This window comes from Streptomyces sp. NPDC037401 (genome assembly GCF_055602345.1).
The window spans coordinates 22,131-33,876 of sequence record NZ_JBVJWO010000056.1 but is presented as its reverse complement, the minus strand read 5'-3'; the positions used below and the strand labels follow the sequence as shown (position 1 = coordinate 33,876).

The window sequence follows — 11,746 nt, the reverse complement described above, 5'->3', positions numbered from 1 at the left end:
CCACCCGGTACGACAAGACCGCCCAGTCCTACCAAGCAGCCGTCACCCTCGCATCGCTCCTGATGTGGGCGTGACACTTTGACGACAACTCCTAGCACCCGACAGGAAACGACAACAATGATGTGGCAGTGGATCGGATTGACGATCTTCTCTATCACCCTGCTGCCCGCTGGGCTGGCGATGGCCGCGGGCCGGGCACCTGCCCGTCTGCGGGCCCGGCTCGCGCCGGTGCGGGCCCACGGCTGGGCGCTCCTGGCCCTCTACGCCGTAGCACCCCTGAACTCGATCCCGCGCCTCGCCGGGGCCTCCCCGGAGATGAGCCTGGCCCTGACCGCTGCCGGCGGGATCGTCGGGGCAGCCGGATGCCTGCTGGCCGGCCTGGCCCGCCTCCGCACCCTGAACAGCGGCGTCCGATGACACCGAAGCCGCGCCGACGGGTTGTCGCCTGGTCCGTTATCGGCTGGTGGGCGGTCCTCACCGGTCTGTTGTGGCTTGCCGGCACTGCTCTTGGGTACCCCGCACCAGTTGCCGGGTGCGCCGCATCCGCCGCTGTCTTGGTCACGGTCGGCGAGGCCGGTGACTGGACACGGAGACGGTGGACGGCTCGGTCGGGCGGCCGGACGCCGCGTTAGCGGCCACGAAACGCTGTCCGCCCCGCAGTGCGGAAGGCAGCGCAGCCGTTTGGTCCTATGCCTTGTCCGGTGTGATGTGGCGCGAGTATGTTCACCAGCGGTGTGCCGGGAAGTCTGGTCGGCGATTAGGGGCCTTGTGCCCGCCGCGCCGTCTCTGGAGACCCTCATGGTCGCGCCCGCCCTGCGTACGCAATCCCTGACCAAACGCTACGGCCGTGTCCTGGCGTTGGACGGGCTGGATCTGAGTGCTCCGGCCGGCGAGGTGTTCGGCTTCCTCGGCCCCAATGGCGCCGGCAAGTCCACCACCATCCGGCTGTTGCTGGGACTGGCCCGCCCCACCAGCGGCCGGGCATCGATCTTCGGCACCGATGCGGCCGACGTCGCCAGGACGCACCGGAGCCTGGCGTACGTACCGGCCGACGTGGCGCTGTGGCCACAGCTGACCGGCGCCGAGATGCTGGAGCTGCTGGCCCGCACGGGCCCCGGAACCGACCGGCTCTACCGGGATGAGCTGGTCGAGCGGTTCGACCTCGACTTGTCCAAGCCGGGCCGGGCCCACTCGACGGGCAACCGCCAGAAGGTGGCACTGGTGGCCGCGTTCGCCACCCGGGCACCCCTGCTCGTCCTGGACGAGCCGACCAGTGGTCTGGATCCGCTGATGGAACGCGAGTTCCGCCACGCGGTCCGCGAGGCCCGGGACAACGGCCAGACCGTCTTCCTTAGCTCCCACCAGCTCGCCGAGGTCGAGGCCGTCTGCGACAAGGTGGCGATCCTGCGCACCGGCCAACTCGTGGACGTCGCCGCCGTGCCGGAGCTGCGACGGCTACACCGCACCGAAGTGACGGCGAGCTTCACCGGCACACCACCAGGCCTGGACTGCGTGCCCGGCGTGGAGGAAGTTGAGGTGACCGGCGCGGCTTCGGTGCGGTTCACCCTCACCGGCCCGCCGGGGCCCGCGCTGCAAAAGCTGGCGGAGGCGGACGTGGTCAGCCTCGCGGTGCGCGAACCCTCGCTGGAGGAAATCTTCCTCGGCTACTACGGCGGGACGCAGCGGTGACCCCCGTCTCCCCGCCGGCCGAGCACCCAGGCACCGGTCACGTGGCGGGCCGGGCTGTGACGGCTCTGGCTCTGCGCCAGACCAGACGCGGCTTGCTCGTCGTTACCGGGCTTATGGCCGGGATGTCGGCGGTGGCGGTGGCCGCCCACCGCAGCACAGTCAAGGACCCTACGGATGCCGCAGCACTGGTGGCACTGGCGGGCAACCCGGCGATCCGCACTCTGTTCGGCGAACCGCTCGCGCTGCACGATGCCGGCGGGTTCGCCGTGTGGCGCACCGGGACGGCCTTGGGGGTCGTGCTGGCCGTTTGGGCGCTGCTCGCCGCAACGCGGATCACCCGGGGCGAGGAGGACGCCGGCCGGTGGGATGTCCTGCTCGCAGGGCGGCTGCCGGTCACCACGGTGGTGGCACGCCACCTCGCCGTCCTGATCGCGGCGTCGCTCCTCGCGGGCACGGCGGCATTCGCAGGCCTGACCGCAGCAGGTGCAGCCGCGGGCGGCGCCGCCGTGCACAGTGCCGGGCTGGCCTTGAGCGGGGTGTTCTTCGCCGCGGTGGGCACGATGGCCGCCCAGGTGTTCGCCACCCGGGCGTCCGCCAGCGGCGCGGCGGTGGCAGTGCTCGGCATCAGCATGCTGCTTCGGATGGTCGGCGACGGTGTCGCCGCCCTGGGGTGGCTGCGCTGGCTCTCGCCGTTCGGCCTGACGGCACTGGCCCGCCCCTACGACGGAAACCGGATCTGGCCACTGCTGGCCTTGTCCGCCGCCGGCCTGGTGCTCGCCGCCGCAGCCGCGGCTGCGGCAGGGCGGCGCGACATCCGCGACGGCTACCTGCGCGCTCCCTCCGGCCGGGCCCCGCGCATGAGGCTGCTCGGCTCGGTCCAGGCGTTCGCGGTACGGCGGCTCGTGCGGCCGCTGGCCGCCTGGTCGGCCGGTGTCGGCGCCTACTACCTCCTCATCGGCGTACTGGCCGTGTCCATGGCGGACTTCCTCACCGACAACCCGCACTTCGCGGACCTCGCCGCCCAGGCCGGCTTCGCCGGGCTCGGCACCGTCCAGGGCTACACCGCCACACTGTTCGCGCTGCTGGCCGTCCCGGCAGGAGCTTTCGCCGCGGTCCGCCTCGCCACGCTCGCCGCCGACGAGACCGGCCGACGCCTCACGCTCCTGTTCGCCCAGCCCCTCACCCGCACGAGAGTGCTCACCGCGGAGATCACCGCCGCCCTCGGCGGCGTCATCGTGCTCACCACCGTCTCCGGCCTCGCCACCTGGAGCGGGACACAGGCCGTCGGTGCCGAACTCGGCCTCACGGCCGCGCTGTCCGGGGCATGGAACGTCGTGCCCATCGCCCTCCTTTGCCTCGGCGCCGGTGTACTCGCCCTGGGCTGGGCCCCGCGTGCGGTCACCCTCATCGGATCGCTCCTGGCAACAGGCGGATTCCTGCTGAAAGTCATCGCCGACAGTTCCGACTGGCCGGCATGGGTCGGCCGACTGTCTCCATTCGCGCACCTGGCCGCAGTACCCGGCGAACCCGTCAACTGGCCCGCGGCCTTGCTGATGACGACCGCCGCCACGCTCGCCTCAGTCGTCGGCATCATCGGCTACCGACTACGCGACCTCCGCACCTGACCACACGGCCGGCGCGGAGGAGGACTTGAAGCGCCTGCATCTCTCGTGCTCGACCGGCCCACATGTTGATGCAGTGGGGCAAGGTCTATTGCCCGCCGAGTCGGAGCACAACGGTCACGTACAGGCTGGCGGACACCGTCAGAAACAGAAAGGCGAGAGCCGTGTGGACGACGAGACCTCGCCCCGGGGCAAGGCCCAGATGTGACCGGGCCGCACGGCTTACGCGGGGCACGGAGACACCCGGCGCGGCGTTCGCGTCCGCCTTCTCGATCGCTCGGCGCAGCTGCCTACGGCTTGTCTCGGTAGTGATTCCCAGGCGCACCCCATGGGTATCGCGCACCACCAGGGTGCGGTAGGCGCTGCCGTACGAAAAGGTCGTCAGGAGCCGGACCGTGGTGATCCGGTTCAGGTCGACGGACCGTTCGCCGATCAAGGTGTGTGCGGTCAGACGCGACGACGAGCGTCGGAACGGAGCCCGCTCTTCGCACAGGGCGGGGAGGAGCACGAAGCCGGCGATCACGGACAGCAGGCCGAGCACGATCGGTGTTCCCTCTGGGACTGCTCCGATGCGGGCCAGTCCGTAGCAGCCGAAGGGAAGCAGTAGCAGCGTTACCGCCAGGCCCGATCCAATGCGTGCACGGGCGACGCTGCGGGCCGTCGTTGCTTCCACTGAACACCCCCGGTCTCTGTCTGCAGCCACAATCGTGCATGCGCGGCAGCTCTTGCCGCATTGCCGGTGTCCATCCCGGGCGGCGGACCGCAGCAAGGACACTCGGGCCAGCCGGCGATGAAGAACGGCATCCGTGCAATCGTGGCGGCGAGCCGGGGGAGGAGGTCCGGGCTCGGCTTGGCAACGTCGGTCTCGTACCTCCCCACCGCGGTCGGCAGTCATCCCCGCCAGCCGTCTCGAGTCGGAGCGGCGGGCAGGGTGCGGCTCAGCCGCAATGGCAGGCGGCGCACCAGAGGCCGGCCGCGCCTGCCAGAACGAAGGTGCAGATGGCCAATACCCAGGTGGTCTCAGCCCCGAGCAGGTAAAGAGGGACGCCGCCGGTCGTGAGGACGCCCGCGAAGGCGAACAGCGGCGTTTCCGGTCCTGCGGCGCGGCAGAGGATCACCGCAGCGCTCCGGGCGAGGCTCGGTGAAAAAAAGAAGTCGACATCGGGGACTCCTGGCGGACGTCATGGAAACCTGGACACACTGACCAAGATGGTTCCGGTGAGCAAGAGCCCAGCGCCCACTGCCATCAGCGAAAGGAGTACGTCCCCTGTAGGCGAGAAGGCGAACACACCGAAAATGAAGCAGAGGCCGCTTCCCGTAAGCATCTGACCGAGGCCATGAGGCACGGGACGTACGACCCGCGCGCGTTCCCATGGGTGGATCCACCCGGTGAGAAGCTCGACCACACCGCTTATCGCTATGGCCAGAGCAAACGCGGTGAGCGCCCCCAGCCAGACGTACTGCATCTTGCCTCCTCGGTGACCGTCGTGGACAACACGTTGACCGGACAGGCAAATCCGTCATGCGCCCGTCACCGGGTTGCTCCGGCGTCCGAGGAGTTCCGCGAGACCGCGTCGGGTGGCTGCGATCACCACGCGGTCCTGAGCCTTCAGTACGTAGCCGGGGTGGAGATCCCAGACGAGGCCGGGGAAGGAGTCGCGATCACCGTCGGGCGTGGACGCCAGGTCCGGGCGCCGCTCCTCGGGAGCTGCGGTGTCGAGGGCGATGACGCGCCAGGCCCCGGGCCGGAAGGATTCCGCAACGGTCCTGCCTTCGAGCTCGCGGTGACCGGACACCTCCACCGCGGCGAACAGCAGGACACGGCGCTCCACGGGGATGGCCCCCAGGATCTGCCTGCCCATCATCGCTCCGGCGAAGGCGGGCGCCGCGAGGTGGGTGACGCTGCGGCTGCGGGTGAGGGCCTCGGGGTGCGCCGTGCGAAGGGTGCGGTACACGGCGGTCGCGAAGTCGTCGTCGTACAGGCGCAGAGCCACGCGTACGTCGGACCTGACGGACCGGGCGTACAGCATGGCTTCGAGGTTGGTGGTGTCGGAGCTGGTCAGGGCGAGCAGAGCCCCGGCCTTGTGAATACGGGCACTCTCCAGGACCCCTTCCTCGGTGACGTCGCCCAGGACGACCGGTACCCGCAGGGCCCGGGCGAGGGCGACTCCGCGTGCGTCCGGGTCCGCTTCCACGCACACCACCGGGATGTGCAGTTCGCGCAGCCGGGCCAGGACCCGCGTTCCGATCTTGCCCAGCCCGAGGAGGACCACGTGCCCGGTCAGGCCCCGGGGCGGACGCCGGAGCGCACCCGCGTTGCGGAAGGAGCCGAGTGCCTCCAGGGCTGCCGCCACGAGGATCGGAAGGAGCAGCATTCCGGTCAGGCCGGCGAGGATCTGGAGGATCTGCCTTCCGGTTTGGTCGTCGACGGCGGGATCGTTGATCGCGAAGATGTCCAGCAGGATCATGTAGGCGGCGTGCAGGGGATGGTCTCCGGTGACCCACCACGCCGCGACGGTCAGGGCGCCGACGGCGGCCAAGAGTCCGGCCAGCGACCAGCGGAGCCGCTTGGAGAAGATCGATCCCATGGGAGGCGCCGTCGTGCTCAGTCGGCGCGTGGCCGGGACGGGGCCTTCGTGGGTGACGGTCTCCAGCGCGATGATGCCGCGGCCGGTCGCTGCGGCCACCGCGCTGTCGTCGGGGAGTAGCTGGGGCCCTTCACTCCCGCTGGCTTCCGAGCCTTCGCTGCCCGCGGGGTCGCTCGTGGTGGCGGACAGCAACGCCAGGGTGCACAGGCCCGGATCGGCTACCTGTCCCCGGCCCGGCGGGGTGCGTTCCACCGCACGCAGCAGCAGTCCGTCCGCCTGCACCACCTTGCTGGTCCCCGCTACGGCTGTCGCGGCCAGGGCGGGTGCAGCCGTGTCGGCGTCCGACAGAACCGTGGTCGACGAGTCCAGTTCCCGCAGGTCGATGCCGGGCTCCGCGACGATCGCCGCCTGGTCCAGCAGGTGTTCCAGATGCTGCCCCAGCTTCCGGTTGTACAGCCGGATCACCAGTCGCAGCCTGGGGTTGAGCCGGCGCGCCACCAGTGCGGCTCGTACGTTGGTCTCGTCGTCCTGGTAGACGAGTGCGAGGGCGGCGGCGCTAACCAGGCCGGCCGCGATCAATACTTCTTCGTCCGGTTCGGTCGCCTCGAAGATCCGGATGCCCGGCGCGGCCGGGTGGCTGTCCGGGGCCGGGGCGGATCGGCTGCGGGCGGCAGGAACCCATCCGAGGAAACGCCGTGAGGGCTCGCGGCCCTCCCCCTCACGGGGGCCGGGCTGAGCGGCACTGCTCGGCGGGGCCACGAGGGTCACGTGCTCGTGGTAGACGCCCTCGAGTTCCGCAGCCAGTCGGTGGGCCAGCCCGTCGTCGCCGCAGACCACCATCCGCCCGGCGGACTCCGCCTGTTGGCTGCCAGGAGACATCGACACGCCCCAAGGATGCACTGCCCCTGTCATACCTGGCCCCTCATGGTCATGGCCGTCTCGGCTGAACAGCGCAGGCGGATCAGCATGGAGCTGTTGTGGCGGTGGCACGGATCGGAAGCGGCGGACTCTCAGTTGGGAGCGGTGAGCGAGGCCGTGGCACTGACGGGTATAGGCCTGTATCGCTCCCAGCCAAGGCAAGCCGAATCCGGCAACCTGCGGGAAGCCGAACCCTCAAGGCCTGATCCTTCCCGCTTTCGTCGCAACGTGCATTGCCGATTTCCGGCAGCCTTTACGCGCTCTTGATGCCGGTTGCGGTGGACCGGAACCGGCATGGCACCCTTGGGCGGAGTCAAGAACACGTCAAGATGCACGGGGGAGCGCACGGTGGAGCCGACGGCCGCGGAGGAGTTTCTGGCGGGATACAAAAAGATCCTGCTGGACGCCTGTGCCACCGGCCGTCGGCTCACCCGGGACGAGATTGAAGAGCGGCGGTCCGAGGGTGTGCAGGCAGCCGAAGCCGGCCTTGCGCTGCGAGAACTCGTCCGGGCCCACCTCGGTGAGGCGCGAGCGGTCCAGGGTGCGCTGCCGGCCAGGAGCCGCGATCAGTTGCTGGCCGCCGTCGAGCAGGCCGTCGACGCGTTCGCCGAAGGGTATGAGCGGGCACAAAGGCACGCGGTGCGACAAGAGGAAGCCGCTCGGCGTGAGTTCATCGACGACCTCCTGTACGGCGGCAGCGACTTGGGCCGTCTCGCCGAACGCGCTGAAAGGTTCGGACTGCGACTGTCACAGGCCCACGCGGTGGCGGTGGCCATCGGCCCGGAACCGTACGGTGACGGCTACCCGGTCGCGCGCGGCATCGAAACCGCAGTCCTGGCCCGGTTCGGCGACCAGAGCACGCTCCTCACCACCAAGGACGGACGCCTCATCTGCGTGGCGCCGGGAGACAAACCGGATGTGCTGGCGTTCTTCGCCAAGCAGGCGTATGCCGCAACAGACGGCGGCCGGGTTGCCATCGGCCGCTCCCATCCAGGACCCGGTGGCGTCGTCCACTCCTATCAAGAGGCGCTGAACGCACTCGACCTGGCGGACCGCATGGCACTGGACGACCCGGTGCTGCACGCTTCCGACCTGTTGGTCTACCCGGTGCTGGCGCGGGACCGGCAGGCCATGGCCGACCTGGTGGAGAGCACGCTCGGCCCGCTTCAGCAGGCCCGGGGTGGGGCGCAGCCCCTGATCGACACTCTCACCGCCTACTTCGACAGCGGCTGCGTAGCGGTGGAGGCAGCCCGCAGACTCTCGCTCAGTGTGCGGGCCCTGACGTATCGCCTGGAGCGCATCCATAGCCTGACGCACATCGACCCCGGTGAGCCGTCTCACCGCTACACCCTCCAGACGGCGGTAATCGGAGCCCGGTTGCTGGGGTGGCCGGCGAAGGAGTAGTGGCACGGCTTCAGGCTGCCCCGCAACCAACGGGGCCGGCCGCCGGTGGGCGCTCCCCTTGCCCATCGGGGTCTGGGTCCCCGCCCGCGAACACGCGCCGCGCCGATCTCACTCCTCGGGCAGGGTTGCCAGGCGGGCGTACTCCACCATCTGCTCGCTGATACACAACGCTGAGGAGCCCGAAGCGAACTGGAACAGACCGGTGGCAGCGAAGGGAACGGACAGCAACAGCCAGGCGAGTACCACGCCCGGGTCCCGCTCGATGTTGCACTTCTCGTGCCGCTCTGAGCTACTGCCACTCCCGGACCGTGGACCTGTGCCGGGGCCCGTTCGTCGAATCGTCCCCCCAAGACCGAGTCTGCCGCAGTGACGAGATGCGTCAGTGGCCCACGCTGCTGGGGATCCCAGCGTTGGCGGCCGTTGCGACCGTTACCGCTGCGGCGACCATGGTGTACTCCAAGGTCCCTTTCCGGTTGGCTCACGGCGAAGCGTCAGGCCCACGGTCGCAGGGCTGAGGCCTTGAGATCTGGCAGCGAAGTGGCCTGTACGGCGGCCGGCGGAATAGTCGCAGTCGCCGGCTGCCTGGTATTGGGCGTCGCCACTCTTGCGCATCAGCGCCGTCCGGTCGCGGCCCCTTGCGCAGGGGCCGGACACCGTGCCCGCCACGCCACGTCGCACGTACCGCAGGCGACGTGAAGTCGTATCGATCACCGTCTGGTGGGCTGTGCTCGCCCTGGCCCTCTGGCTGTTGGGGCGGGTGACGGGTTATCCAGCCGGCCTCACGTCGAGCGCCGCCTCCGCGGCCCTCCTGGTTGCTACCGGCGAAATCGGCGACTGGGTTCGGCGACGCCGAACGGCACGGCGTAACCGCCCGGAGTCGGAGCCACGTCTGCCCTGGGTCCGTAGGCCGAATCAGGATCCCTGACGGACGACCGTAGGAACAGCTGCGGATCGTGTTGGGCAGCAGGTCTCGGGCGAGGTGCTCGAGGCGGGGTCCCGGTGGTGCCGGTGTCGGATGAGGCGGCGAGGAGATGGTGCAGTACGGCGTCCGCCGATACGACCCCCAGCATCTGGACGTCGTCATCGTCGACGCGTTCTATGACGGGCACGAGAGGGGTGCGCTTGCGCGCCATGACCTCCGCGATCCGCGCGACGGTGGCGTCCGGTCCCACACACTGCGCGCGGAAGCCGTGTCGGGGCAACCACTCGGCGACAGTCCGCCCCACCAGACCGGTGAACCGCTGCGCGGAGTGCTCGTCACGGAGGACGGCGGCACGAAGCGGATCCTCCACCGCCGCATCGGGCACCAGCTGGCGCACGAGTTGGGACACCGGAACCACCGCGTGCGGCATGCCGTTCGTGTCCAGGACGAGCAGAGCCGGGAGGCTGTGCGCGACCAGCAGGCGGACGGCGTCGTCAGCACTGTCGGCGGTCGTCACGCAGGGGTAGGGGGCGGCGAGGTCACGCGCGGACATGAGCGGACTCCTGGGAGGGTACGGTGCGGCGGTCCTGCTCGCCGCCGGGGATTCCCGCGATGTCCTCGACGTGGAACAGCCGGGCCACTGGGACGTCGGTGCTGCTGTGGGCGATGATCGAGAAGGCGATGCAGACGGCGATGAGGGTGTATGCCTGCTCGCCCTGGGGGATACCCGCCTGGAGCACGAGCAGTCCGTAGACGACCGAGGCGAAGCCCTTGGGGCCGAACCAGGCGGCGACGAGCTTCTCCCGGCGCTCCAGCCGGGTCCCGAGCAGCGACAGCAGCAGTGATGCGGGCCGGATCAGGAGGATGGCCAGCAGTACCGCGACGTACCCGCCCGCGGACAGGTCGCCGAACAGCTGAGGCGTCAGGAGAGCGCCGAAGACCAGGAGCGCAGCGAACTTCGCCAGCTCCGCCAGAGACTCGCCCAGCGGTTCGAAGGCGGCCTTGGGTTCTGGCGACACCGTGGCGAGGACCGCGCCCGCGGAGAACGCCGCGAGGTAGGGGTTGGCGTGGGTGAGGTGGCAGAGCCCATAGAGAATGATGCCGGTGGCGAGTGGCAGCAGCGGCTGGAGCTTGGGCTCGGCGCCCAGCAGCCTCAGTCGCACGAGGCCGGCCACCACCAGCGGCAGGACGATACCGAACGCAAGGCCGAGTCCGAGCTCCAGGGCGATCGACCCGATCGACGTCTTCGAGTGGGAGGCCGTCGGGCCGGCGGCGGCGATGAGGATGAGGACGACCGGAAGCGCCAACCCGTCGTTGATGCCGCTCTCGACGTTCAGCAGCTGTCGAAGCTTGGCAGGGACTTCCTTCCGCCCCACGATGGCGGAGGCGAACACCGGGTCGGTCGGCGCCAGGACCGAGCCGACGAGGAAGGAGGTCGTCCAGTCCAGGCCGGCGATGTAGTGGGTGACCAGGGCCATGCCCACCATGGCCAGGGGCATGCCGAGTCCCAGTGCGCGGGCCGGGTTCTTCCAGTTCTCCCGGAGCTTGGGGAACGAGACGTGCATGCCGTCCGTGAACAGCACGGCGAACAGGGCCAGATCCGCGGTCACGGCGACGATTTCGCTGTCGGGGGTGATGTGGATCAGGCCGAGGAAGCCGTCACTGACGAGCGCGCCTCCCAGGAGGAAGAGCAGCGACGTGGAGAGCACGGTGCGGGCGGCGAGCCCGGACAACAGCACCGCAACCAGCAGCGCCACACCGAAGACGGCGACGAGAAGCATGACAGAGTCCCCCCTGATCTGCGAAGAGAGCTATCCCTTGTTCGCCGACCAGGCTTCCCGGCACACCGGGGGTTACTTTATACGACCCTTACGCCTTCCTGACGGGATCCTGACGGCAGTTCCCCACCGTCCGTACTGCCGGGTTCCGGCAAGCAGCTTCACGGTCGTGACCGCGTAGCGTGGGCATCCGCACCGGAGAGGTACCCATGAACGGAAATCTGGCGTACGCCCTCGCCCTCGCGGCGGCGACGCTGCTCCTGCTGCCTTTTGCGATTGCCCTGCTCGTCGGCTGGACACCTTCCCGCCTGGGCACGCGAGAGGTGAGCAGGTCGTACGCCTATGCGATTCTCTGCCTCTACCTGCAGGCGCCTTTGACCACGCTGCCGCGGATGGCTGACGCTCCACTGGGGGTCGTCACGGCGGGCGCAGTGGTGGGCGTCGCCTGCGATGGAGCGGCAGTCGCCTTTCTGGTGCTGGCACTCAGGGCTGCTCGCCGGCTCGTTCCAGAAGGTGAACGGTGACGATGACCCTCCGTACCCGAGTCAGGATCTGGCTCCGCGCAAACGCCACGGAATTCCGTGCCGGGAGGCTGCTCGTGGCTGTGGGGGTGCCTCTCTCGTTGGTGGGAGCCCTCGTGTACGTCCTGCCAGAGCCCGGCTTCCCCGTGCTCTTCATCGGACTGTCCTGCTTGTTCACGGGGTTGGTCATGATGGCTGCGAACGTTTCAGAGCGAGAGCGGTGCTGACGGGCGCCATGCAGGCTTCAGGGCGGGACAGCGTGCGATCCCTCTTTCAACGGCCCGCGCCAGGGCGCTGTACAGCA

At 69.6% G+C, this 11,746-nt stretch carries 10 protein-coding genes; 5 read left to right on the top strand and 5 right to left on the bottom strand.

What is annotated here, in order from left to right:
* Positions 1 to 138 precede the first annotated feature (138 nt).
* From ACZ7H1_RS35775 to ACZ7H1_RS35765, 3 genes are all read left to right on the top strand, one after another.
* Positions 139 to 417: a hypothetical protein gene (locus ACZ7H1_RS35775; RefSeq protein ID WP_470792497.1), complete on the top strand. Its 279-nt coding sequence runs from the start codon at positions 139 to 141 to the stop codon at positions 415 to 417.
* Positions 418 to 798: 381 nt separating this feature from the next.
* Positions 799 to 1,689 (top strand): ABC transporter ATP-binding protein, encoded by an 891-nt coding sequence (locus ACZ7H1_RS35770; RefSeq protein ID WP_470792496.1) that lies wholly within the window; start codon positions 799 to 801, stop codon positions 1,687 to 1,689.
* Between the two features lie 92 nt (positions 1,690 to 1,781).
* Positions 1,782 to 3,314 carry an ABC transporter permease gene (locus ACZ7H1_RS35765; RefSeq protein WP_470792495.1) on the top strand — a complete coding sequence of 511 codons (1,533 nt, stop codon included), beginning with the start codon at positions 1,782 to 1,784 and terminating at the stop codon, positions 3,312 to 3,314.
* A gap of 85 nt (positions 3,315 to 3,399) precedes the next feature.
* On the opposite strand, the gene ACZ7H1_RS35760 is transcribed toward ACZ7H1_RS35765, so the two are convergent.
* From ACZ7H1_RS35760 to ACZ7H1_RS35750, 3 genes are all read right to left on the bottom strand, one after another.
* The gene (locus tag ACZ7H1_RS35760) at positions 3,400 to 3,852 is read right to left on the bottom strand and encodes an HAD family hydrolase (protein ID WP_470792494.1); all 453 of its coding nucleotides are present in this window, start codon (positions 3,850 to 3,852) and stop codon (positions 3,400 to 3,402) included.
* Positions 3,853 to 4,249: 397 nt separating this feature from the next.
* Positions 4,250 to 4,429 (bottom strand): hypothetical protein, encoded by a 180-nt coding sequence (locus ACZ7H1_RS35755; RefSeq protein WP_470792492.1) that lies wholly within the window; start codon positions 4,427 to 4,429, stop codon positions 4,250 to 4,252.
* 402 nt (positions 4,430 to 4,831) lie between these two features.
* Positions 4,832 to 6,778: an NAD-binding protein gene (locus tag ACZ7H1_RS35750; protein WP_470792498.1), complete on the bottom strand. Its 1,947-nt coding sequence runs from the start codon at positions 6,776 to 6,778 to the stop codon at positions 4,832 to 4,834.
* A gap of 387 nt (positions 6,779 to 7,165) precedes the next feature.
* Between ACZ7H1_RS35750 and ACZ7H1_RS35745 the strand changes: the two genes are divergently transcribed.
* Positions 7,166 to 8,221 carry a PucR family transcriptional regulator gene (locus ACZ7H1_RS35745; RefSeq protein ID WP_470792491.1) on the top strand — a complete coding sequence of 352 codons (1,056 nt, stop codon included), beginning with the start codon at positions 7,166 to 7,168 and terminating at the stop codon, positions 8,219 to 8,221.
* A gap of 815 nt (positions 8,222 to 9,036) precedes the next feature.
* Here the strand turns inward: ACZ7H1_RS35745 and ACZ7H1_RS35740 are convergent.
* Positions 9,037 to 9,696, bottom strand: coding sequence for a CBS domain-containing protein (locus tag ACZ7H1_RS35740; protein WP_470792489.1), 660 nt, complete (start codon positions 9,694 to 9,696; stop codon positions 9,037 to 9,039).
* Positions 9,683 to 10,924: a cation:proton antiporter gene (locus ACZ7H1_RS35735; protein WP_470792487.1), complete on the bottom strand. Its 1,242-nt coding sequence runs from the start codon at positions 10,922 to 10,924 to the stop codon at positions 9,683 to 9,685. The genes ACZ7H1_RS35740 and ACZ7H1_RS35735 overlap by 14 nt, the downstream gene beginning before the upstream one ends.
* A 206-nt stretch (positions 10,925 to 11,130) precedes the next feature.
* On the opposite strand from ACZ7H1_RS35735, the gene ACZ7H1_RS35730 reads away from it, so the two are divergent.
* Positions 11,131 to 11,445, top strand: coding sequence for a hypothetical protein (locus ACZ7H1_RS35730; RefSeq protein ID WP_470792486.1), 315 nt, complete (start codon positions 11,131 to 11,133; stop codon positions 11,443 to 11,445).
* Positions 11,446 to 11,746: the final 301 nt, after the last annotated feature.